The following is a 22,537-nucleotide window of genomic DNA, read 5'->3' on the forward strand; positions in this document are numbered from 1 at the left end:
GCCGGCCCCGCAAAGCCGTAGCCAGGGAAGGCGCAGGCCACTGCCGGGGCTGCTGTTTTCCTCGCCATTTCTGCCCCCTCAGAGGGAGGGGGCGGTGGCGGAGAGCGAACCTGTAGGGTAATGAACAGAGCGCTCCGCGACACAAGCGCGGAGGCTGTCGAAGTAACCCATTTGAGGCTCTTCCAATGCTATCGATGGCATTCAATACCACCCGCTCGATGATCATCGAGCGCGGTGCCGCCACCCGTCTCGCCGCACAGGTGCGCAACCTGGGTGGCAGCTCCGTGCTGCTGGTCACCGATGCCGGTGTCGTGGCCGCTGGCCTGCTCGACCCGGTGCTGGCCGGTTTTTCCGCGGCGGGCGTCCCGGTCCGGGTGTTCGCCGACGTGCTGGCCGACCCACCGGAGTCGGTGATCCTCGCCGCAGTGGAGGCGGGTAGGGCCTGTGGCGCGGATTGCGTGGTCGGCTTTGGCGGCGGCAGTTCGCTGGATGCCGCCAAGCTGGCCGCCTTGCTCATCCGCGGCGGCGAAGAGCTGGCGCAGATCTACGGGATCAATGTGAGCAAGGGTCAACGCCTGCCGCTGATCCTGGTGCCGACCACCGCTGGCACCGGCTCCGAGGTGACCTCGGTGTCGGTGGTCACTACCGGTGCCGGCGAGAAGAACGTGGTTTATTCGCCGACCCTGTTGCCGGACTTGGCGGTGCTGGATGCTGACCTGACGCTCGGCCTGCCGGCGCATATCACCGCGGCGACCGGCATCGATGCCATGGTTCACGCGGTGGAGGCCTACACCAGCCGCAACCTGAAGAACCCGATCTCCGACTGCCTGGCGCGTGAGGCACTGTGCCTGCTGTCCGGCAGCATCCACCAGGCCTGCCGCGACGGCGCCGATCTGGTCGCGCGGGAAAACATGCTGCTCGGCGCCTGTCTGGCCGGCATGGCGTTCGCCAACTCGCCGGTGGCCGCCGTGCACGCGCTGGCGTATCCGCTCGGCGCGCGTTTCCACGTGCCGCACGGGGTGTCCAACGCCCTGGTGCTCGGCCCGGTGATGCGCTTCAACCTCGACACCGTGGCGCCGCTGTACGCGCAACTGGCCGAGATCGTGCTGCCCACTGTGACCGGCAGCGATCAGGAAAAAGCTCGTGCTTTGGCCGAACACCTGGGCGGCCTGGCCGGTGCGCTGCAACTGCCGACCCGGCTGCGCGACGTGGGCATCGGCGAGGCCGATATCGAGGCCCTGGCGCTGGATGCGATGAAGCAGCAGCGCCTGCTCGGCAACAACCCGCGCGAGGTCCAGCTGGACGACGTACGCGCCATCTACCGAGAAGTACTATGAGCACCAAAGCCCACCGTCCACGCCGGGAGGATTTCCGACGCTCCTACACCCTCGGCACGCGCTGGGGCGACCACGATTCTTATGGCCATGTGCAGAACGTCGTCTACTACTCGTTCTTCGATTCGGCGATCACCCAGTTCCTGGTCGAGCAGGGCACCCTGGACATCGACAACAGCCCGGTCATCGGCCTGATCGTCGAGTCGAGCTGCACGTTCTTTTCGCCGATCACCTTCCCCGATCAGGTGCACGTCGGCCTGCGTATCGCCCACCTGGGCAACAGCAGCGCCCGCTACGAGCTCGGCGTCTTTCGCAATGACGAGACCGAGGCTTCCGCGCTCGGTTACGTGGTTTACGTGTATGTCGATCGGGCCAGCAACAAGCCGGTCGCCATACCCCCACTGGTGCGCGCCGAGCTGAGCACCCTGACCGACTAGTCCTCGCTTCCCAGGCGTCCCCGTCACCGCCGAGCGGCTGGCGGGGCTCGCCGACCCTTCCTATCCCTATCAGCGTGCAGGAAATGCCATGTCCCTCACCGGTCACAATTTCATCGCGGGCGCTCGCAGCGCTGCCGGCGACGTTTGTCTGAACAGCTTCGATGCCAGCACCGGCGAGCCGTTGCCCTGTCACTTCGCGCAGGCCACCGCCGCCGAAGTCGATGCCGCCGCCCTGGCTGCCGAGGCCGCCTACCCAGAGTTCCGCGCCCTGGCGCCCGCGCGCCGCGCCGAGTTTCTCGACGCCATCGCCAGCGAACTGGATGCGCTGGGCGACGCCTTTCTCGCCACCGTGACTCGTGAAACCGCGTTGCCGCCGGCGCGCGTGCTGAGCGAGCGGACGCGCACCAGCAACCAGATGCGCCTGTTCGCCGAGGCTCTGCGGCGTGGCGACTTCCTCGGCGCGCGGATCGACCGTGCACAGCCCGCGCGGCAACCAGTGTCACGTGCGGATCTGCGCCAGTGCCGCCTCGGGGTTGGCCCGGTGGCGGTATTCGGCGCCGCCAACTTTCCGTTGGCGTTCTCCACCGCCGGCGGCGATACCGCTGCGGCGCTGGCCGCCGGCTGCCCGGTGATCGTCAAAGCACACAGCGGCCACATGGCCACCGCCGAGTACGTGGCCGGCGCCATCGTCCGCGCCGCCGCAGCGACCGGCATGCCCGCCGGGGTGTTCAGCATGATCTATGGCGGCGGCGTCGGTGAGCTGCTGGTCAAGCATCCGGCGATTCAGGCGGTCGGTTTCACCGGTTCGCTCAAGGGCGGCCGCGCGCTGTGCGACATGGCCGCGGCGCGCCCGCAACCGATCCCGGTATTTGCCGAGATGAGCAGCATTAATCCGGTAATCATGCTGCCCGAAGCGCTGAAGCTGCGCGGCGAGCGCATCGCCACAGAGCTGGCTGCGTCCGTGGTAATGGGTTGCGGGCAGTTCTGCACCAACCCGGGCCTGGTCCTGGGCATCCGCTCGCCGGAGTTCACGGCCTTCCTCGCGCAACTCACCGCGCGCATGGCCGACCAGCCGGCGCAGACCATGCTCAACGCCGGCATCCTGCGCAGCTACGAGCACGGCGTAGCGGCCCTGCATGCGCACCCCGCCGTGCGCCATCTGGCTGGCGCGCCGCAGGCCGGCCGGCAAGCGCAGGCGCAGTTGTTCCAAGCTGACGCCAGCCTGCTGCTGAGCAGCGACGAATTGCTCCAGGAGGAGGTCTTCGGGCCGCTCACCGTGGTGGTCGAAGTGGCCGATGCCGCCGAGCTGCAGCGCGCCTTGCAGGGCCTGCGCGGGCAGTTGGCCGCCACGCTGATCGGTGAACCTGCCGATCTGCAGGGTTTCCGCCACCTGGTGCCGCTGCTCGAGCACAAGGCCGGGCGCTTGCTGGTCAACGGCTACCCGACCGGCGTGGAAGTCTGCGACGCGATGGTGCATGGCGGCCCCTATCCGGCCACCTCGGATGCCCGCGGCACCTCGGTCGGCACCGTGGCGATCGACCGCTTCCTGCGCCCGCTGTGCTACCAGAACTACCCCGACGAGCTGCTGCCCGACGCCCTCCAGGACGCCAACCCGCTGGGCCTGTTGCGCCTGGTCGACGGCGTGCCGAGCCGAGATCCAATTCAGCGCTAAAAGGAAAAGCTAAAAGAAAAAGAAAGTGCCGTTGCCAATTCCGCGGCGCCGGCGTTCGTCTCTTCCCCTCTTCAGGAGGGGGGCGGGGTTGGCGCTGGTCACTCTATCTTGGGCCATCAGAAAAACCCGCTGCCGGTGGTAGCGGGATGGTGTTCGAAGAGGTAGTGCGCGTGAACCGTAGGCTTTCCACCCTCACCGGCCAACCCCGGCAACTCGATGGCGGGGTGATGTTCGGGGCGGTACCCCGGCAGTTGTGGGCCAGCTGGATCGCGCCCGACCACAACAACCAAATCGGTCTGGCCTCGCGTGCGCTGCTGGTGCAGCAGGATCGGCAGAACATTCTGGTGCTCGCCGGCAGCGAAGGCCTGCTTGCGCCCCTGCCGAGAGCTTGCAGTTGTCAGCACTATGCCGCCGGCCTGCTCGACAGCCTGGCCGAGCATGGGCTGGGGGAAATGGATATCCACGCGGTGGTGCTGACCCATCTGCAGGCCCGCCTGTCGCCGGAGCTGCAGGCCGCCGTGCGGGCCGGCGATATGCCCCGCCTGCTGTTTCCCCGCGCGCGTTACCTGGTCGGTGAACGTCACTGGATACGCGCCAGCCATCCGCATCCGCTGGATCGCGCGCTGTTCGTGCAGCCGATCATCGGCCAACTGGAGAGCAGCGGCCGCCTGGCGCTGGTCGAGGGCACCAGCTCGGAGTTGCTGGGGCCTGGCTGGCATTTCCAGGTCAGCGATGGCTACACGCCCGGGCAGTTGCTGCCGGAGATCGACATGCCCGGTGGCAAGGTGGTCTTCGCCGGCGATCTGCTGCCGGGCTCCCATTGGCTGAGGCTGGACGTGACCAGCGCCCTGGACCGCAATCCTGAATGCCTGGTCGAAGAGAAGGAGCGGCTGCTCGATCATCTGGTCGCCATCCGCGGCCGGCTGGTGCTGGCGCGCGACCCCGCGGTGGCGATGGTCAAGATCTGCCGGGATCGGCAGTCCCGTTACCAACCGTTCGACCACCACACCGAACTTCGTCGGCTCGACAGCTGACACCTTACCCAAGCAGTAGGAGCACGATGATGGAGACGGAAAGTCGCAGCACAACGCGCGATGCGCTCAGCTACCCCTGCGGAGCAAGACCGGAAAACGGCGCGCTGGGTGAGATCGTTCCCGGCGTGCAATGGATCAGCATGCCGCTGCCGTTTTCCCTGGGCGCGATCAACCTCTGGGTGCTCGCCGATGGTGAGGGCTACACCCTGGTCGATACCGGGGTGAACAGCGATGAGGCGATGTCGGTGTGGAACCAGCTGCTTGCCGGACCACTGGCCGGGCGCGAGCTGCAGCGCGTGCTGGTCACCCACATGCATCCGGACCACATCGGCTTCGCCGGCTGGCTGACCCGGCGGTTCGGCTGCCGTTTGTGGATGACTCGCCTGGAGTACCTGTCCTGCCGGATGCTGGCTAGCGATACGGGCCGCGCCGCACCCGATGACGGGGTAGCCTTCTATCGGCGTGCCGGCTGGGATGAAAGCGCGCTCAACGTGTATCACTCGCGCTTCGGTAACTTCGGCCGAATGATGTCCCAGTTGCCCGACAGCTACCGGCGCGTGTGCGACGGCGAGCGTCTGCGTATTGGCGAGTATGAATGGGAAGTCGTTGTCGGTGCCGGCCATTCGCCCGAGCATGCCTGCCTGTATGACGCGCAGCGCAAGTTGCTGATCTCGGGAGACCAGGTGCTCCCACGGATTTCCTCGAACATCTCCGTGCACCCGACCGAGCCGGATGCCGATCCATTGGCCGAATGGCTGGCATCGCTCGACATGCTGCGTCAGCGCGTACCGGCTGACGTGCTGGTGCTGCCGGCGCACAACGAGCCGTTCCATGGCTTGCACGTGCGGTTGGATCAGTTGGGGGCAAGCATTCAGCGCGCGCTGGAGCGACTGCGGGCGGGGCTGCAGACGCCCAAGCGGGTGGTCGATACCTTCGCGCTGCTGTTTTCGCGGCCGATTCCGTTCAGCGATGCGTCGATGCTGAGTCTCGCCACCGGCGAGAGCGTCGCCCACCTGAACTACCTGTTGCGCCGGGGTGAGATCTCGCGGGAGCTCGATGCCGAGGGCGTAGCCTGGTATTGCGCGCGTCCGCGATAGGGCAGGCCGCGCTGTAGCGGCCGCGCCGACAGGGGGTTCAGGTTGACAGCGGTGCGCGCCCATTGCCCTCTCCCCCGTCCCCTCTCCCATAAATGGGAGAGGGGAGACAAACCAGCCCGTAGCCCGGATGAAATCCGGGGGCGCCAGCAATCCAATTTCCCGGATTTCATCCGGGCTACTCGGCTGTAGGAGCGAATTCATTCGCGAAAGCAGGCCACACCGAGGTGTCGGCATCGCGAATGAATTCGCTCCTACGCCAGGGTGTGACATCCGGCGCCGCGCGCGCCGGATGTATTTCGCCGAATCAGCGCACGCCGCACTGGATATCGAGGGTGAGGGCGTTCAGGTAGGCGTTCTCGATCACATGCTGGACCAGCGCGGCGAACTCGCTCGGCAGGCCCATGCGGCGCGGGAACAGCAGGCTGCCGACGATGCTTTCGGAAACCTTCGGCGGCATGCCGGCCGACATGCCGGACTCGAACAATCCGGGCGCCAGGGTGACGACGCGAATGCCGTGTTCGGCCAGGTCGCGGGCGATCGGCAGGGTCATGCCGATGACGCCGGCCTTGCTGGCGCTGTAGGCGGCCTGGCCCATCTGTCCTTCACGCGCCGCGCCCGAGGCGGTGTTGATGATCACGCCGCGCTCGCCGGTGTCTTCCGGGCTGTTCGCGCTCATCGCCAAAGCCGCGTGGCGGATGATGTTGAAGGTGCCGGTGAGATTGACCGACAGCACGCGATTCCACAGCTCGCTGGGGAACAGCTGGCCTTTCGACAGGGTCTTGCACGGGCCGAGGATGCCGGCGCAATTCACCGCCACGTGGATCTGCCCGTACGTCTCAAGCACGGCGTCGATACCGGCCTGGACGCTGGCTTCGTCCGCCACGTTCACGGCGATCCCTTTGAGCTTGGGCCCGAGCGCGGCGTCGAGCTTCGCCTGGTCGAGGTCGAAGCCGACCACGGTGGCGCCTGCGGCCGCCAGCGCCTGGCAGGTCGCCAGGCCGAGTCCGGATGCCGCGCCGGTGACGATCGCCACTTTGTTGTCGAGTTTCATGGAAGGGGTCTCTCCTGCACGTGAATGGTTCGCGGCGATGGTAGGGAAGGCCACGAACCTCCGTCCCTCCCATAAGAGGGGGTGCCCACCCCGGTCTGCGCGAGCGCCCGTGCAATCTGGCCTGAAGGCTCTGAATCTTGGTCTTTGCGGCTCTCGCCCCCCCAATTCGGATGCGTCCGAATCCCCCTTCAGGAGGGAGGGGGAAGTTTCCTGTCCCGCTGGCAGGCTAGCGAAGCTCGATCCGTTGATTGAGGTTCACGTGGCTGGGCGGGGAGTCGGCGCGCAGTCGTGATATGGCGAGAGAGGAGACACCTTAGATGACGAATAACAAGAACAAGTCGAAACAGATTCAGCCTGTCAGCTCCTCTGTACTGCGGTTGACGGCCTTGGCGCTTTGCGTGGCTGCCGCTGGACAGGTGGGGGCTTTTGAGATCGATACCGGTAACGAAGACCTGCAGCTGCGCTTCGACAATACGCTGCGCTACAACATCGGTCAGCGTCTGGATAGCCAGTCCAAGGCCATCCTCGGCAACGCGAACAACGACGACGGCGATCGCAACTTCAACAAGCACAGCATGGTCGCCAATCGGCTCGACATCCTCACCGAGACCGACCTTGTCTATAAGGGCAAATACGGCGCGCGGGTCAGTGCTGCGAGCTGGTACGACCAGGCCTATGAAGGCGGCCTGGACAACAAGAACGTCGCTACCTCCAACCACATCGAAAATGGTCGGCCGGCGCTGGGCCTGAGCAACTACGCCAAGCGCTACTACCGCGGGCCGTCCGGCGAGATCATGGATGCCTTCGTGTTCGGCTCCTTCGACCTCGGCGACATGCCGCTGAACGTTCGCGCGGGCCGGCACACGGTCAACTGGGGTGAGTCGCTGCTCGGTAGCGGCGCGATCCACGGTATCTCCTACGGCCAGGCGCCGCTCGACCAGGCCAAGGCCTTGGCGTTGCCGGGCGTCGAAGCCAAGGAGCTGTACCTGCCGCGTACGCAACTCTCCACGCAGCTGCAGGTGACCCCGGAGCTGTCGTTCGCCGCGCAGTACTTCCTGGAGTGGCGCCCGTCGCGTGTCCCTGAAGCGGGCACCTACCTCGGCTTCAGCGACGCTTTCTTGCAGGGCGGTGAGTCCCTCGTCCTGGCGCCGGGTGTGCCGGGCGTGCGTGTCGGGCATGGCGACGATATCGAGCCGGACGACCGTGGCGACTGGGGCGTGATGACGCGCTGGAGCCCAGAGTGGCTGGACGGCACCCTCGGCTTCTACGTGCGCAACTTCTCCGACACCCAGCCGCAGCTCGTGCAGATGATCACGGTGGCGCCCGCAACGCGGTGCACGCTGGCGGCCTGCAAATACTTCGCGAACTACGGCGACGATATCGACATGTACGGCCTGAGCCTGTCGAAGGAAATCGGCGGCATCAGCTTCGGTGCAGACGTCAACTACCGTCAAAACATGCCGCTGAACAGCGGTGCGGCGACCGTGACTTCGGTGGCCCGTCTGCCGGACGATGGCGACGTCCTCGGTGCCCGTGGCGACACCCTGCACGGGGTGCTCAACGCCATCGGCTCGCTCAGCCCAACGGCGCTGTACGACGGCGCCTCTTGGTCGGCCGAGCTGACTGCGAGCCGTTGGCTGTCGGTAACCGACGACCCGCAGAACGTGTTCAAAGGTAGCTCCGCGTACAAGGCCAACCCGCTCAACATCGACGCGGTGACCCGCAGCAACTATGGCGCGGCGGTGAACTTCACGCCGGTCTGGTACCAGGTGTTTCCGGGCGGTGATGTGTCGCTGCCGCTCAGCTACTCGCGCGGCCTGAACGGCAATTCGGCGGTCGCCTCCGGCGGTAACGAGGATGCCGGCAGCTACGCGGTGGGCGTGGCCCTGGACCTGTACAGCCGCTACCGCTTCGATCTGAAGTATGTCGACTACTTCGGCGACATCTCGAAGAACCCCAATGGCTCCCTGCGCACCACCAGTGGTGCTCAGTCGGCGCTGGAAGATCGTGGTGCGGTGTTCCTCACCTTCAAGACCACGCTCTGACAGACGGCGCGCCCCGTCCGCTGCTGGCTGGCGGGACGCTCGCCTCACCGTTGTCACGGTGGGGCGATGGTTTTCTTCGCGTGTCATTCACACCAGCACGGCAGGGACGTCGATTCATTGGTCCGGGGCGGGAACTCCTGCCCTTGCCGTTCTGCAGTAAGCGCCCTGGCGCACAGATTTGAGGGTACCAAGGTGCTTGTAAAACGTATCTGCACCCCGCTCGCGATCCTCGCCGCATTGGCCGGTCCGGTCGTCGCGCAACCCGTATTCACTTCGCCGATGGAGCTGGCCGCCGTGCCGAGCGCCAAGGCGATTCTCGCCCCGCTGAATGCCCTGGCCGCGGCGGGCAGCCGCACGGTAGCCGCCGGTCAGCGCGGGCACATTCTCTACTCCGATGATGGCAAGGCCTGGCAGCAGGCGCAGGTGCCGGTCAGCTCCGATCTGACCGCGTTGGCGTTTCCGAGCGCGCGCCAGGGCTGGGCGGTCGGCCATGAGGGCGTGATTCTGCACACCACCGACGGCGGCGCGACCTGGAGCAAGCAGCTCGATGGTCGGCAGATCGCCGAGTTGGTGGGCAAGAGCTACGGCGCACCGGCCAATGCCGACGACCCCGAGGCGCAGCGCCTGCAACAAGAGGCCGAGGCCTTCGTTGCCCAGGGCGCGGACAAGCCGCTGCTGGATGTCTGGTTCGAGAACGACCAGAAGGGCTTCGTGGTCGGTGCGTTCAACCTGATCCTGCGCACCGAGGACGGTGGCAAGTCCTGGACGCCGTGGCTCGACCGCATCGACAACCCGCGCGGCATGCACCTCTACGGCATCCGTCCGGCGGGCGGCTCGCTGTTCATCGTTGGTGAGCAGGGGCTGGCACTCAAGCTCGATGCCACTGGGCAGCGTTTCCAGCAGTTGCAGCTGCCTTACCAGGGCACGCTGTTCGGCCTGCTAGGCAACGCCGAGATGGTCTTGGTGTATGGGCTGCGTGGCAACGCCTATCGCAGCGTCGATGGCGGCGTCAGCTGGAGCAAGGTCGAGACGCATGTCCATGCGGGCTTGACCGCCGGTATCGCGCTCGCCGACGGCTCCGTCGTGCTGGTCAGCCAGGCCGGACACGTCCTGCGCTCGCGTGATCAGGGCGCCAGCTTTGCGCCAGCCAAACCGAACCGTGTCGCCCCGAACTTCGCTGTGGCCCCGGCCGCCGGAGGCGCTGTCGCGCTGGCCGGCATCGGTGGCGTGCGCGTGGAAAACCTGCAGTAACAACAGATCCGTTGGGGATATGTAATGAATACCAACAAATTCGACGAAAACCTGCAGACGATCCGCGATCTGAATGCGTTCGACCGCAAGTCCGGCAGCTGGCTCGAGCGGCTGATCTTCAACAATCGCCTGCTGGTGGTGATCCTTTGCGCGCTGGTCACGCTGGTGCTGGGCTGGGATGCGACCAAGCTCACCTTCAACGCGGCCTTCGAAAAGACCATTCCGCACCACCAACCGTACATTCGCAATTTCCTCGACAACCGCAGCGAGCTCGCTGGTCTGGGGAATGCGGTGCGCGTGGTGGTCGAGAACAAGAACGGCGACATCTTCGCGCCGGACTACCTGCAGGCGCTCAAGGAGATCAACGACGAGTTGTTCCTGACCCCGGGCATCGACCGCGCCAACGTCAAGTCGCTGTGGATGCCGGTGGTGCGCTGGAACGAGGTCACCGAGGAAGGTTTCGCCGGTGGTCCGGTGATGCCCGACAACTACACCGGTTCAGCGGAGAGCATCGAGCAGCTCAAGCAGAACATCGGTAGGGCGCAACTGCTCGGCAGCCTGGTCGGCACCGATTACCGCTCGAGCATGATTTTCCTGCCGTTGCTGGATAAGGACGTGAGTACCGGTGAAGCGCTCGACTACTGGGCGCTGGCGAAAAAGCTCGAGGCAGTGCGCGCGAAGTTCTCCGGCGAGCAAGGCAGTGCGCAGATCGAGATCCGTCTGGTCGGCTTCGCCAAGGTGGTCGGCGAGCTGCTCGACGGTCTCGTCCAGATGATCCTCTACTTCGTCGTCGCGGCGGTGATCGCTGCGCTGATCATCTTTGCCTGGACCCGTTGCCTGCGCAGCACCTTGCTGGTGCTGGCCTGCTCCTGCGTGGCGGTGCTCTGGCAGCTCGGCTTGATCGCCAGGCTCGGCTACGAGCTGGATCCCTACTCGATTCTGGTGCCGTTCCTGGTGTTCGCCATCGGCGTGTCCCACGGCGCGCAGAAGATGAACGGCATCATGCAGGACATCGGCCGCGGCACCCACAAGCTGGTCGCCGCCCGCTACACCTTCCGCCGCCTGTTCCTCGCCGGTCTGACGGCGCTGGCCGCCGATGCGGTGGGCTTCGCCGTGCTGATGATGATCGACATTCCGGTCATCAAAGATCTGGCGATTACCGCCAGCATCGGTGTGGCGCTGCTGGTCTTCACCAACCTGATCCTGTTGCCGGTGATGCTGTCCTACACCGGTGTCAGTCAGAAGGCGGCGCAGCGCAGCCTGCGCGCCGATGAAGCGGAACTTGGCGGGATGTGGAAACTGCTGACGCGCTTCACCGAGCGGCGCTGGGCGATCGCGGCGATCGCGGCTTCGCTGGTGCTGCTGGTCGGCGGCTTCATGGTCAGCACGCAGCTGAAGATCGGCGACCTCGACGCCGGGGTTTCCGAGCTGCGGCCGAACTCGCGCTACAACCTCGACAACGCCTACATCACCGAGAAGTACTCGTTGTCGAGCGATCAGTTCGCGGTGATCGTCAAGACCGCCCCCGAGGGCTGCCTCGGCTATGAAACGCTGATCGCGGCCGACCGGCTGGGTTGGGCGTTGCGGCAGGTGCCTGGAGTGCAGAGCACGGTGTCGCTGGCCGACGCGGTACGCAAGATCACTGCTGGTTCCTATGAAGGCAGCAACAAGTGGCTGTCGATCCCGCCGAACCAGGACGTGTTGAACTACGCCGCGCGCACGGCCAGCACCACCAATCCGGAGCTGTTCAACACCGATTGTTCGGTGATGCCGGTGGTCGCCTACCTGGCCGATCACAAGGCCGAGACGCTCGATCGGGTGGTCAAGGTGGCCGAGGCGTTTGCCGCTGCGAATAGCACCCCCGAGCATCAGTTCCTGCTTGCCGCCGGCAGTGCCGGGATCGAGGCGGCGACCAACATCGTGGTCAAGAAAGCCAACTTCACCATGCTGATGTACGTCTACGCGGCGGTCATCGTGCTGTGCTTCATCACCTTCCGCAGCTGGCGCGCGGTGATCGTCGCCGTGGTGCCGCTGGTGATTACTTCGGTGCTCTGCGAGGCGCTGATGGTCGCGCTGGGCATGGGCGTGAAGGTCGCCACGCTGCCGGTGATCGCCCTCGGCGTCGGCATCGGCGTCGACTACGCGCTGTATTTGCTGAGCATCCAGCTGGCCCGCCAGCGTGCCGGTGCGTCGCTCGCCGAGGCGTACTGCTACGCCCTGCGCTTCACCGGAAAGGTGGTGGCGTTGGTCGGTGTGACGCTGGCTGCGGGCGTGATCACCTGGGCGTTCTCGTCGATCAAGTTCCAGGCCGACATGGGCATTCTGCTGACCTTCATGTTCCTGTGGAACATGCTCGGCGCCCTGGTGCTGATCCCGGCGCTGTCGCACTTCCTGCTGCCCGGCAGTGCTGCGCCGGATGCTGCCGAACAGCCGCAGGCGGTCAAGGTGCAGCGCAAGGTTTCGACCGCCCAGTGTCTCTGACGGGAGCCGTGCCGGTGCGCTGCCTGCGCGCCGGCCGGTCCTCGGTTTCAACCCATTAAGCGAAATGTACAGGTGTAACGATGAGCGATTCCTCCTCTGTTTTTCTGAGCGAACAAGAACTGCTGATTCGCGACTCGGCGCGCAAGGTCGCGCTCGAGGTGGTCGCGGCCACCGCGGCCGAGCGGGATCGCAGCGGTGCCTGGCCGCACGCCGAACTGGCGGCCGCCGCCGAGCTGGGTTTTCTCGGCATGCTGATCCCCGAGGAGTACGGTGGCGCGGGCTTGAGCTTCGTCGAGTACTGCTTGGCCATCGAGGAGTTCGCCGCCGCCGATGCCGGCTTCGCCACGCTGATCCACGTGCACAACTCCGCCGGCATGTCGATTGCCAAACTTGGTAGCGAGGCGCAGAAGCGCAAGTACCTGCCCGGCATCGCCGCCGGCACGCGGATTGGCGCCTTCCTGCTGAGCGAACCGCAAGCCGGCTCCGACACCGCGGCGTTCCGCACCAGCGCGCGTCGCGAGGGCGAGCACTACGTGCTCAACGGCAGCAAGCAGTTCATCTCCAACGGCAATGAGGCGGGCGTTGGCCTGGTCCTCGCGGTCACCGACAAGGCCGCCGGCAAGAAGGGCAGCAGCCTGTTCATCGTCGATCCCAGCGAGCATCCCGGTTACATCGTCGCGCGCATCGAGGAGAAACTCGGCCAGCGTTCCGCGCATGTGGCGCAGATCCAGCTCGACGAATGCCGGGTGCCGGTGGACAACCTGCTCGGCGCCGAAGGGGCTGGGTATGGCGCCATCATGGGCTCGCTGTCCGAAGGGCGTGTGGCCATCGCCGCGGTGGCCACCGGTGTGGCGCGTGCCGCGCTGGACGCCGGGGTCGCCTACGCCAAGGAACGTGAGGCCTATGGCGCGCCGATCATCAACCTGCAGGGCGTGGCCTTCGACCTGGCCGACATGGCGATGAAGGTCGACGTGTCGCACCAGTACGTGGTGCACGCCGCGCGCTTGTGCGAAGCCGGTATCCCCTGTGCCAAGGAGGCCTCGATCGCCAAGCTGTTCGCCAGCGAGATGGCCGAGAAGGTCTGCTCCGACGCACTGCAGGTGCACGGCGGCTACGGCTACCTCCGCGACTTCCCGGTCGAGCGCTATTGCCGCGACGTGCGGGTGACCAAGATTTACGAGGGCACCAGCCACATCCAGAAACTGATCATCTCCCGCAGCCTGGGCTAGGACCTCGGCCGTCCCCGCGAAAGGCGAGGGGACGGCCGAGGTGGTGTTTCCTGACCTGCCGGGACCCGGATTGAACCGCGCCGCTGCAACGAGGAACTGGGCCATGAATGTTGAAAGTCCAACCGAAGATCAGCGGTTCATGATCGAGAGCTTTCGCCAGTTTCTCGCCTCGGAGGTCGAGCCGATCGTGCGCGGCTATCGGGACCGTCCGATTTCCAAGGAGCGGCTGCTCGACATCACCCAGGCGATCGCCGAGTTCGGCCTGCCCGGCGCCAGCGTGACCAAGGCGCTGGGTGGATTGGGCTTGTCGCTGGCGACCGAGGCGATGTTGTTCGAGGAGCTCAGCGTCATCTCCCTCGACATCGCTTGGTGCGTGATCACCAACCGCGCCGCGGCCATGGTTCTGGCCGAGCTACCGTCGACCCAGGCGTACCTGCGCGACCGCTACCTCGCCGACCTTCTCGCGGGGCGGGTTTTCGCCGCCTTCTGCCTGGGAGATGCCGACTCGGCGAGCGCCCTGCTCACCATTGAGCAGGATGGCGACAGTGTGGTGCTCAGCGGCGAGGCAAGCGGGGGCGCCAATGGCCATTTCGCGGATTTTCTGATCGTTGCGGCTGACTCTGCGAAGGATGCGCGTGTGCACGTCATCGTCGACCGCAAGGATCACGGCTATCTGTCGCGCAAGCTCGACAGGGGCGCGCTCAGCGGGCCTCCCGCCGCGCAGATCACCTTCACCGGTGCGCGGGTGCTGGCGGTTAATTGCATCTGGGCGGGCGAGGCGGGCATGCGCAGCGCACGCCGGCTGCTGGCAAAAATGCATGCCGATATCGGTTTGCTCGCGGTCGGCCTGATGCGTGCGGCCCTCGATGCGTCCATCGCCCATGTGCGGCAGCTGCGCCCGGGCGGCCGGCTGCTGCCGGGACATTCTCAGATGGCGGCCCGGCTCGCCGAGATGGCTACCGCGATCGACGCCGCCAGACTGATGTGTTTCCAGGCCATTTCCCTGATGGATGCCAACAGGCCGAGTGCCATGGCGGTGTCGATGGCGAAGTGGCTCGCCTGCGACTTGGCGGTGAAGGCCTGTCATGACGCGGCGCAGTTGCACGGCGGCGAGGGAGCGGGCCGGGGCAGCGAGATCGAGCGCCTGGCGCGCGAGGCGATGGCGCTGTCGATCTCCGCTGGCACCACCGATTGCCACAAACAGTGGATCGCCGACGCGGTCCTCATGACCGACGTGCAGGCTTGAATCCGCGCCGGCGCGGCGCACGTTCGAACAATTTCATATAGTAGGAAAAGTATGCGAACCCAAGTAATTGCCCTATTTGCCACGACCTCCCTATTGGCGGTCGGAGTCATGGCAGGCGAGGCCCCGCTGGGCAAGCCGGCGAGCCCGCAAACCATCGCGGCGAACCGCGCGGTGCTCGACCAGTTGCCGTTCGCCGATCGTGCCGATTACGACGCGGTGCGCCGCGGCCTGGTGGCGCCCTTTGCGGGCGAGATCAAGAACGCTGCCGGCAGGGTGGTGTGGAATACCCACCGCTACGACTTCCTGGCTCAGGACCAGGTACCGGACACCATCAACCCCAGCCTTTGGCGTCTGGCGCAGCTGAACGCCAATGCCGGCCTGTTCCAGGTGATGGAGCACATCTATCAGGTGCGCGGGCTGGACCTGGCGAACATGACGATCATCGAGGGCGACAACGGCCTGCTGATCATCGACCCGCTGACGTCCACCGAAACGGCACATGCCGCGCTGGAGCTGTACTACCAGCATCGGCCGCGCAAACCGGTGGTAGCGGTGGTCTACAGCCACAGCCATGCCGATCATTTCGGCGGGGTGCGCGGCGTTGTCGACGAGGCCGATGTGCGAGCGGGCAAGGTTAGGATCTTCGCCCCGGCCGGCTTCATGGAGCATGCGATCAGCGAGAACGTGCTGGCCGGCACGGCGATGTTCCGCCGCGCCCAGTATCAGAGCGGCAGCGCACTGAAGCCCGGCGAGCGCGGGCAGATCGACACGGGGATCGGCAAGGGCGCGTCGGTCGGCGGCACGATCAGCCTGATTCCGCCTACCGATCTGATCGGCAAGCCCACCGAGACGCACGAGATCGCCGGCATTCAGGTCGAATTCCAGCTGACTCCGGGGACCGAGGCGCCGGCGGAGATGAACCTCTACCTGCCGCAGATGCGTGCGCTGTGCATGGCGGAAAACGCCACCCAGGTCATGCATAACGTGCTCACCCCGCGCGGTGCCGAGGTGCGCGATGCCAAGGGCTGGGCGCGCTATCTGGATGACAGCTTGGTGCGCTATGGCGACAAGGCCGAGGTGCTGTTCGCCCAGCACAACTGGCCGACCTGGGACGGCGCGAACATCCGCACCTTGCTTGCCGACCAACGCGACATGTACGCCTACATCCACAACCAGACCTTGCATCTGCTCAATCAGGGCCTGACGCCCCTGGAGATCGCCGCGGCGACCCCCAAACTGCCCGGCGAACTCGACCGCAAATGGCATACGCGTGGCTACTACGGCACGCTGAGCTTCAACGTCCGTGCGGTGTACCAGCGCTACCTCGGTTTTTACGACGGCAATCCGGCCAACCTCGATCCGCTGCCGCCGGCGGAATCCGGCAAGCGTCTGGTCGAGGCGCTCGGTGGTGCCGACCAGATGCTCGAGCTGATCCGTGCGGCGATGGCCCGTGGCGACTATCGCTGGGCAGTGCAGCTGGGCAATCAACTGGTCTTCGCCGAGCCGCAGAACCAGGCGGCCCGCGAAATCCAGGCCGATGCGCTGGAGCAGCTCGGCTACCGCAGCGAGGCGGCCACCTGGCGCAACATGTATCTGCTCGGCGCGCAGGAGCTGCGCGAGGGGGCACAGGACAATGTGCCGCGCGCCACCGAGGATCTGGTGCGTGCCGCGACCCCGGCGATGTTCTTCGACTTGCTGGCCGTGCGCCTCGATGCGGAAAAGGCGCAGGGCCACGACATGACCCTCAACTGGCGCTTCGACGACCTCAAGCAGGACTTCGCGCTGACCCTGAGCAACGGCGTGCTGACCTATCGCGAGAACAGCCAGCATGCCCAGCCCGACGCCGCGGTCAGCCTCAGCAAGGCCACCCTGGATCGCATCAGCCTGCGCCAGACCGACTTCGCCACGGCCATCCAGAACGGCGAGGTGAAGCTCGACGGTCAGGCTGGTCAGTTCAAGGCGTTGCTCGGCATGCTGGGCAGCTTCACGCCGAACTTCAACATCGTCACACCCTGACGACCATGTTGAACCGCACTCTGCAAACCGAAGCCGCCGCGCTCAAGGACACCCGTTCCCAGGCCGGCGGCGAGGTGCTGCTGGTCGAGCTCACCGCCCGGCAGCGCAAGCTGCCGCGCCAGGCACGCTCGATCGCCCTGGTCGAGGCGCTGAAAAAAGCCGGCCGCGACATCCTCGAGCAGGAAGGTCGCAGCGGCTTGTCGGTGTATCGCCTGGCGGATTACTCGGGGGTCGCTATCAGCTCGATCTACGAGTACTTCCCGACCATCGAAGCGCTGGTCGGGGCGATCTTCGACGACTACCGCGAAGAAGCACGCCAGGAGGTGATCGCCAGTCTGGCCAATCTCCCAGCCACCGCCGCGCTGTTCGATGGCATCGAGATGGTCTTGGGCACCGGCCTTGCGGCCTTGCACCGCTGGATGCAGATCGACTCGGAGCTGAGCATCAAGGCGGCCTACCACGCCGAGCTGGTGCGCCTCGACCTGGTCAAGGCGGAGCGCTTTTGGTCGTCAATGGTCATCCCGGGGCTGGTCGAACGCTTTTCCAGCGAGGTGCTGGTGCGCGACCGCGAGAAGGCCGGCTTCCTCGCCTATCAGGCGGTGGTCGCCTTGCCGCGCGCGCTGCTCCTCGAACGGCCGCAATACCTGGTGGCGCCGGACACCGTTCGCCTGCTGGCGCGGATGATTCATGCGCTGCTGACCACCCCGGATGTGGAAACGCGCCGTTGATGGTCATGTTCGCCAGCTCCAGCCCGCGGACCTGCCGACCCTTTCGGTGACCTGGAACGGCCCAGCATAGGTATTCCGCTGGGCCATGCGCCGGAGACCAGGGTCGAGCGAATTCGGCATTTTGTCCGAGCTCTGGAATTTCTATGGCCAGCGCCGGCTTTGCCGCGCTCGCGCGGCGGCCAGTGTCGCACTGCCGCAAAGCAATGTGACGCCGACCGCCAGAACACGGCGGGGTTGGCCGCTGCGCTTATTGCTGTTGTTCCTGCAGCAGCAGGTCACAGGCCTTCTCGCCGATCATCATCGCCGGCGCATTGGTATTGCCGCCGATCAGCTTCGGCATGATGGAGACGTCGACCACTCGCAGCCCATCAATGCCGCGCACGCGCAATTGCGGATCGACGACAGACTCACGGTCCGCACCCATGCGGCAGGTCCCTACCGGATGGAAGGCGGTTTCGGTTCGCTCGCGGATCATCTGCTTCACCGCCTCGTCGTCGCTGCCGTCGAATTTCAGGTGCGCGTGGAAATGCGCCTTTCCGCCGAGCGACGCCAACTGCGGCTGGTCAAGAATGCGCTTGACCAGATGCACGCCGGTCAACATGGCCTCGAGGTCACGCGGGTCGCCCAGCAGATTTGGATTGATCAGCGGGGCCTCCCGTGCATCGGCGGAGGCCAGTCGCAGTTCGCCGCGGCTGTGCGGACGCAGCACGCAGACGTGGCCATTGTAGCCATGGGTGCCGAGCTTCTGTAGATCGCCGAAGGAAGTGCCGAAGTGCAACTGCAGATCCGGGTCGGGGAGTTCCGCGCGGCTTTTCAGGAAGGCGCCGGTCTCGACGATGTTCGAGGCGAACATGCCGTAGCGATCGCGCCGATAGCGTTGCCATTCACCGAGCATGCGCAGCCCACCGGGAACCGAGGCTGCGTAAAGATCGGTGCTGAATAGCCGCATGTGCAGCCTGGCGTCCGGATGCTCCTGCAGGTTCTGGCCGACCTCCGGCAGATCCTGCACCAGCTCGATACCGTGCTCCGCCAGATGCTCCGCCGGTCCCACCCCCGAGACCATCAGCAGCTGCGGCGAGCCGTACGAGCCGGCGCTGAGGATCACCTCCCGGCGAGCGCGCAGCACCTGGCGCTGGCCGTTGTGCATATGCTCCACGCCCACCGCCCGCTTGCCCTCAAAGAGGATGCGCAGCACCTGGCTGTCGGTCAGCACCTGCAGATTGCTGCGCCCGCCGTTCAAAGGCATAGCGCCGCCGTGCAGGTAAGCCCGCGCGGCGTTCCACCGCTCGCCATTCAGTTGGGTACGCTGATAAAAGCCCACGCCTTCCTGGGTGCTACCGTTGAAGTCGTCGTTGTACGGATAGCCGGCGGCCAGGGTGGCCTCAATGAAACGGCGATCAAAAGGGTTGGTGCTGCGCGTATCGGCAACCTTCAATGGCCCAACACCGCCGTGCAACTGAGTTTCGGCGTGGCCCGCGAGGCGGATGTTGGCCTCTGAGCGTTTGAAGTAGGGCAAGACGTCCTGCCAACTCCAGCCCGCGCAACCCAGTTCGGCCCAGTGATCGTAGTCGCTGGGCACGCCGCGGATATAGACCATGGCGTTGATCGACGAGCTGCCGCCCAGGCCACGGCCACGCGGCTGGAAAATCTGCCGGCCGTTGAGTCCAGGCTGCGGCTCAGTCTGGTAACCGTAGTTGAAGGGACCGGCCTTGGGCACGGTGGCGGCGAAGCCGATGGGGAGGGTGATCACGCGCTTCTGGTCGTGGCCACCGGCCTCCAGCAGCGCGATGCTGCCGGGCTGGGCGTCAGCCAGGCGACCGGCGAGGGCGCAGCCGGCCGAGCCGGCGCCGATAATGATGTAGTCGTAGGTAGTCATAGTCATCGAGAGTTCCGAATTATCGTTGCGAGGCGTCCGCGCATTCCCCAACCGGCACGGCGGGTCGGGGCAATGCCGCAGCCAGCTTCAGGCGCGAAAGACTGCTTTGCCGTGGCTGAAGCGGCGGAAGCCGTCGAAGCCGCGATAGGCGCCCATGCCGCTGGCGCCAACCCCGCCGAAGGGCAGGCTCTCCAGGCCGGCGTGCTTGGCGATGCCGTTGATCGTCACGCCACCGGAGCAGGTGCGCGCCAGCACCTGTTGTTCCTCGATGGCGTCGAGGCCGAAGTAGTACAGGGCCAGCGGCCGCGGACGGGCATTGACGTAGGCGAGCACCTCGTCCAGTTCGCGATAGGTCTTGATCGGCAGCAGCGGACCGAAGATCTCGTTCTGCATCACCTGCAGCTCGTCGCCAGGGTTGATGAGCAGGGTCGGAATCATCTTGTGGAACGCCTGGCCGGTGAGGTTCTCCCCGGCCGGATTCAGCTCGATCAACTCGACCCCGGCGGCGCGGGCTTCGTCGAGATAGCCGTGCAGGCGTTCAAAGTGCCGACGGTTGATGATCGAGGTGACTTCCGGATTGTCGCGCAGGCTGGGGTAGTGCGCGGCGATCGCCGCCTGAGTGGCGGCGACAAAGGACGCCAGCAATTCCTCTGGGACGAAAACATAGTCAGGGGCGACGCAGATCTGTCCAGAATTGTTCATCTTGCTCATCGTCACGGCGGCCGCCGCTGAGGCCACGTCGGCCGAGCGCGAGATGATCACCGGCGATTTCCCGCCTAGTTCCAGTGTGACCGGCACCAGATGTTCCGCCGCCGCGCGCATCACCTCGCGGCCAATGCTGGCGGCCCCGGTAAACAGCAAGTGATCGAAAGGCTGACTGCAGAAGGCGCTGGCGACATCGGCGCCGCCGGTGATTACCGCCACTTCGTCCTGGGCGTACACCGAGCCCAACAGGGCGGCGAGGAGCGCGCTGGTCCGCGGGGTGGCTTCGGAAGGCTTGAGCATTACTCGGTTGCCTGCTGCCAGCGCACCGGCCAGGCCATTGAATAGCAGGTTCACCGGGCCGTTCCAGGGCGTCATCACACCGACCACACCCAGTGGTTGGTATTGCACCCACGCTTCGCCTTGCGCGCTTTCCCGTGCTTCGGGCTGCATCCAGCGTTCGAGGTTTGCCTGGGTCTGACGGATAGTGGCCAGCGGGGCCTGGATTTCCAGACCACGAGAAAAAGTCGGACTGCGCACGCCGAAATCGGCGTTCAGCGCCTCAATCAGCTCGTCGCCATGGGTGAGCAAGAGCACGGCAGCGCGTTCGAGCAGCTCAATGCGCGCCTCGGCACTGGCGAGTGGGGCGGCAAGAAAAGCCGCACGCTGAAGCCGCAGTGTTTCGCGGATGGAGGTAGCGTCGAAGGATTGTGATGAGTTCATGGGTAACGTCTCGTCTTGAAATTTTTGTGGCGACGTAACGACCGTAAAGGACGCATCTAGCAGGCTAAAGTAGCGCGACATATACTTCTATTGCATAAAATGAATGCCATTCTTGCAGCGGACTCATACCAATGAACCTGCGTCAGCTTGAACACTTGGTGGTCCTCGCTGAGGAGGGTTCCTTCGTCAAGGCGGCCGCTCGGGTGCACCTCACCCAATCGGCATTGAGCCGTAGCATCCAGAGTTTGGAGGAAGCCTTGGGCATGCCCCTCTGCGACCGCCAGTCGCGCGGCATCATCCTGACGCCCGGTGGCCGGCTGGTGCTCGAGCGGGCCCGCAAGGCGCTCTTCGAGCTGCGCGGGTTGGAGTGCGACGTGCGGCTGTTCAATAACTACGAGCTGGGAGACCTCAGCTTCGGCATCGGCCCTTTCCCCGCCGCGGTGCTGCTCACCGATACTTTGGCGCGTCTGAACGGCACTCATCGGGGCCTGCGGATTAGCGCCCAGGTGGAAGACTGGCGGACGCTGCTGGAAGGCCTGCGCAAGGAGCGCGTCGACTTTCTGGTCTCGACCAGCCAAGCCATACCGGAGTCGCCGGATCTGGCTTTGCGAATGCTGCCACCCATGCCCTGCGGTTGGTTCGCCCGCAGCGGGCATCCCATTCTCGAGCAGGCGCGCCCGCCCATTTCGATGCTGCACGACCTGGCGCTGGCCGGCGTGCCGATACCCGATGACGCCCGCGAGTCACTCCGCAGAATCATGCAACTGGGGGCGGCTGAGAATGTGTCATTCAGTGTCGAGTGCAACAGCTTCCAAGTGCTACGCGAGCTCGCCGGGAAATCGGACGTGATACTTTGCGCACCGGTGAGTTCCGTGCGCGACGAGCTGCGCGAGGGCCGCTTACAGCGGATCCACTTCGAAGATACGGCCGACTTCACCACTCAGTTTGTCATCGCCCATCTGGCGCATCGGACGTTGACGCCCATCGCGCAGAAGGCCATCGACATGCTGGTGGAGTGCAACCTGGCAGCCATTGAAGAAACTGGCTCGTTTTCAGGTGGCGGAGCCTGAGGAAGACAGCGCCTGTCAGTTCCGCCCCCTCACCCTACGCGGGCCGCCCTAACCCTCTCCCAAAGGGGTGAGGGGACAACAGCAGGCCGTAGCCCGGATGCAATCCGGGAAAACAAGCAATTCCGCTCCCTGGATTGCATCCAGGCTACAGAAACCTGCGTGTGTCACAGACGTAGACGCTAGCCTTACTCCCCTCTCCCTGCTCTTTTACAAAGAGGGGGAGAGGGGCCGGGGGAGAGGGCGATTGGCAACTCAGAGGCTGTGCCATTTCCGTCGAAGCCCACCGCCGTAACCAACTGAGGCGGATGGGTAAGAATCACACCTAGCCGCATTGAAACCAGCAGCTCAATGCACCGCCCGCGCAAACGTCCGCGACCTGCTGGCCGACCCACATCGTGCGGTGATCGCCTTGCCGCGTGCGCTGCTCCTCGAACGGCCGCAGTACCTGCTCGCCCCGGACACCGTCCGCCTGCTGGCGCGGATGATCCATACGCTGCTGACCACCCCGGATTTGGAAACGCGTCGCTGAGCTTCTAAAAAATGTC

17 protein-coding genes are annotated in these 22,537 nt (G+C 65.4%); 14 read left to right on the forward strand and 3 right to left on the reverse strand.

Annotated features, from left to right (window positions below; genetic code table 11):
• The first annotated feature begins 185 nt into the window (after positions 1–185).
• The 5 genes from NVV93_RS09300 to NVV93_RS09320 all read left to right on the forward strand — a co-directional run bounded on the left by NVV93_RS09300 (position 186) and on the right by NVV93_RS09320 (position 5,574).
• Entirely contained in the window at positions 186–1,337 is a 1,152-nt protein-coding gene (locus NVV93_RS09300) for an iron-containing alcohol dehydrogenase (protein ID WP_258254149.1), read from the forward strand.
• Complete coding sequence (locus NVV93_RS09305) at positions 1,334–1,771, forward strand: thioesterase family protein (protein WP_258254150.1); 438 nt, start codon at positions 1,334–1,336, stop codon at positions 1,769–1,771. The genes NVV93_RS09300 and NVV93_RS09305 overlap by 4 nt, the downstream gene beginning before the upstream one ends.
• 88 nt (positions 1,772–1,859) lie before the next feature.
• Positions 1,860–3,443 (forward strand): aldehyde dehydrogenase (NADP(+)), encoded by a 1,584-nt coding sequence (locus tag NVV93_RS09310; protein ID WP_258254151.1) that lies wholly within the window; start codon positions 1,860–1,862, stop codon positions 3,441–3,443.
• A gap of 170 nt (positions 3,444–3,613) precedes the next feature.
• Positions 3,614–4,477, forward strand: a complete 864-nt coding sequence (locus NVV93_RS09315; protein WP_258254152.1) for an MBL fold metallo-hydrolase — start codon at positions 3,614–3,616, stop codon at positions 4,475–4,477.
• Positions 4,478–4,506: 29 nt separating this feature from the next.
• Complete coding sequence (locus NVV93_RS09320) at positions 4,507–5,574, forward strand: MBL fold metallo-hydrolase (RefSeq protein WP_258254153.1); 1,068 nt, start codon at positions 4,507–4,509, stop codon at positions 5,572–5,574.
• Between the two features lie 304 nt (positions 5,575–5,878).
• Here NVV93_RS09320 and NVV93_RS09325 read toward each other — a convergent pair whose 3' ends face one another.
• A complete protein-coding gene (locus tag NVV93_RS09325) occupies positions 5,879–6,625 on the reverse strand; it encodes an SDR family NAD(P)-dependent oxidoreductase (protein WP_258254154.1) in 747 nt (248 codons plus the stop codon).
• A 317-nt stretch (positions 6,626–6,942) separates the two neighbouring features.
• Here NVV93_RS09325 and NVV93_RS09330 point away from each other — a divergent pair, with 317 nt between their 5' ends.
• The 7 genes from NVV93_RS09330 to NVV93_RS09360 all read left to right on the forward strand — a co-directional run bounded on the left by NVV93_RS09330 (position 6,943) and on the right by NVV93_RS09360 (position 17,621).
• Entirely contained in the window at positions 6,943–8,670 is a 1,728-nt protein-coding gene (locus tag NVV93_RS09330) for a DUF1302 domain-containing protein (RefSeq protein ID WP_258254155.1), read from the forward strand.
• 192 nt (positions 8,671–8,862) lie between these two features.
• Positions 8,863–9,921 carry a YCF48-related protein gene (locus NVV93_RS09335; RefSeq protein ID WP_258254156.1) on the forward strand — a complete coding sequence of 353 codons (1,059 nt, stop codon included), beginning with the start codon at positions 8,863–8,865 and terminating at the stop codon, positions 9,919–9,921.
• 24 nt (positions 9,922–9,945) lie between these two features.
• Entirely contained in the window at positions 9,946–12,402 is a 2,457-nt protein-coding gene (locus tag NVV93_RS09340; protein WP_258254158.1) for an RND family transporter, read from the forward strand.
• An 80-nt stretch (positions 12,403–12,482) separates the two neighbouring features.
• Positions 12,483–13,631, forward strand: coding sequence for an acyl-CoA dehydrogenase family protein (locus NVV93_RS09345; protein ID WP_258254159.1), 1,149 nt, complete (start codon positions 12,483–12,485; stop codon positions 13,629–13,631).
• Between the two features lie 103 nt (positions 13,632–13,734).
• A complete protein-coding gene (locus tag NVV93_RS09350) occupies positions 13,735–14,877 on the forward strand; it encodes an acyl-CoA dehydrogenase family protein (RefSeq protein ID WP_258254160.1) in 1,143 nt (380 codons plus the stop codon).
• A 51-nt stretch (positions 14,878–14,928) separates the two neighbouring features.
• On the forward strand, positions 14,929–16,893 hold the full coding sequence (locus NVV93_RS09355; RefSeq protein ID WP_375162916.1) for an alkyl/aryl-sulfatase: 1,965 nt from the start codon (positions 14,929–14,931) through the stop codon (positions 16,891–16,893).
• Positions 16,894–16,898: 5 nt separating this feature from the next.
• Positions 16,899–17,621: a TetR/AcrR family transcriptional regulator gene (locus NVV93_RS09360; RefSeq protein ID WP_258254162.1), complete on the forward strand. Its 723-nt coding sequence runs from the start codon at positions 16,899–16,901 to the stop codon at positions 17,619–17,621.
• Between the two features lie 247 nt (positions 17,622–17,868).
• On the opposite strand, the gene NVV93_RS09365 is transcribed toward NVV93_RS09360, so the two are convergent.
• Entirely contained in the window at positions 17,869–19,503 is a 1,635-nt protein-coding gene (locus NVV93_RS09365) for a GMC family oxidoreductase (protein WP_258254163.1), read from the reverse strand.
• Between the two features lie 81 nt (positions 19,504–19,584).
• Positions 19,585–20,922 (reverse strand): coniferyl aldehyde dehydrogenase, encoded by a 1,338-nt coding sequence (locus tag NVV93_RS09370; RefSeq protein WP_258254164.1) that lies wholly within the window; start codon positions 20,920–20,922, stop codon positions 19,585–19,587.
• Positions 20,923–21,053: 131 nt separating this feature from the next.
• Here NVV93_RS09370 and NVV93_RS09375 point away from each other — a divergent pair, with 131 nt between their 5' ends.
• The gene (locus NVV93_RS09375; protein WP_258254165.1) at positions 21,054–21,992 is read left to right on the forward strand and encodes a LysR family transcriptional regulator; all 939 of its coding nucleotides are present in this window, start codon (positions 21,054–21,056) and stop codon (positions 21,990–21,992) included.
• 331 nt (positions 21,993–22,323) lie between these two features.
• Positions 22,324–22,521 (forward strand): hypothetical protein, encoded by a 198-nt coding sequence (locus NVV93_RS09380; protein ID WP_258254166.1) that lies wholly within the window; start codon positions 22,324–22,326, stop codon positions 22,519–22,521.
• The last annotated feature ends 16 nt before the right edge of the window (positions 22,522–22,537 follow it).

It is taken from the genome of Pseudomonas sp. LS44 (assembly GCF_024730785.1).
In the GTDB taxonomy this organism is placed as follows: Bacteria; Pseudomonadota; Gammaproteobacteria; order Pseudomonadales; family Pseudomonadaceae; genus Aquipseudomonas.

Excerpts from the sequence above, each read along its gene's own strand:
- NVV93_RS09300 (WP_258254149.1), top strand. The coding sequence starts at position 186 with ATGCTATCGATGGCATTCAATACCACCCGCTCGATGATCATCGAGCGC.
- NVV93_RS09305 (WP_258254150.1), top strand. The coding sequence starts at position 1,334 with ATGAGCACCAAAGCCCACCGTCCACGCCGGGAGGATTTCCGACGCTCC.
- NVV93_RS09310 (WP_258254151.1), top strand. The coding sequence starts at position 1,860 with ATGTCCCTCACCGGTCACAATTTCATCGCGGGCGCTCGCAGCGCTGCC.
- NVV93_RS09320 (WP_258254153.1), top strand. The coding sequence starts at position 4,507 with ATGGAGACGGAAAGTCGCAGCACAACGCGCGATGCGCTCAGCTACCCC.
- NVV93_RS09325 (WP_258254154.1), bottom strand. The coding sequence starts at position 6,625 with ATGAAACTCGACAACAAAGTGGCGATCGTCACCGGCGCGGCATCCGGA.
- NVV93_RS09330 (WP_258254155.1), top strand. The coding sequence starts at position 6,943 with ATGACGAATAACAAGAACAAGTCGAAACAGATTCAGCCTGTCAGCTCC.
- NVV93_RS09340 (WP_258254158.1), top strand. The coding sequence starts at position 9,946 with ATGAATACCAACAAATTCGACGAAAACCTGCAGACGATCCGCGATCTG.
- NVV93_RS09345 (WP_258254159.1), top strand. The coding sequence starts at position 12,483 with ATGAGCGATTCCTCCTCTGTTTTTCTGAGCGAACAAGAACTGCTGATT.
- NVV93_RS09350 (WP_258254160.1), top strand. The coding sequence starts at position 13,735 with ATGAATGTTGAAAGTCCAACCGAAGATCAGCGGTTCATGATCGAGAGC.
- NVV93_RS09355 (WP_375162916.1), top strand. The coding sequence starts at position 14,929 with ATGCGAACCCAAGTAATTGCCCTATTTGCCACGACCTCCCTATTGGCG.
- NVV93_RS09360 (WP_258254162.1), top strand. The coding sequence starts at position 16,899 with ATGTTGAACCGCACTCTGCAAACCGAAGCCGCCGCGCTCAAGGACACC.
- NVV93_RS09365 (WP_258254163.1), bottom strand. The coding sequence starts at position 19,503 with ATGACTATGACTACCTACGACTACATCATTATCGGCGCCGGCTCGGCC.
- NVV93_RS09370 (WP_258254164.1), bottom strand. The coding sequence starts at position 20,922 with ATGAACTCATCACAATCCTTCGACGCTACCTCCATCCGCGAAACACTG.
- NVV93_RS09375 (WP_258254165.1), top strand. The coding sequence starts at position 21,054 with ATGAACCTGCGTCAGCTTGAACACTTGGTGGTCCTCGCTGAGGAGGGT.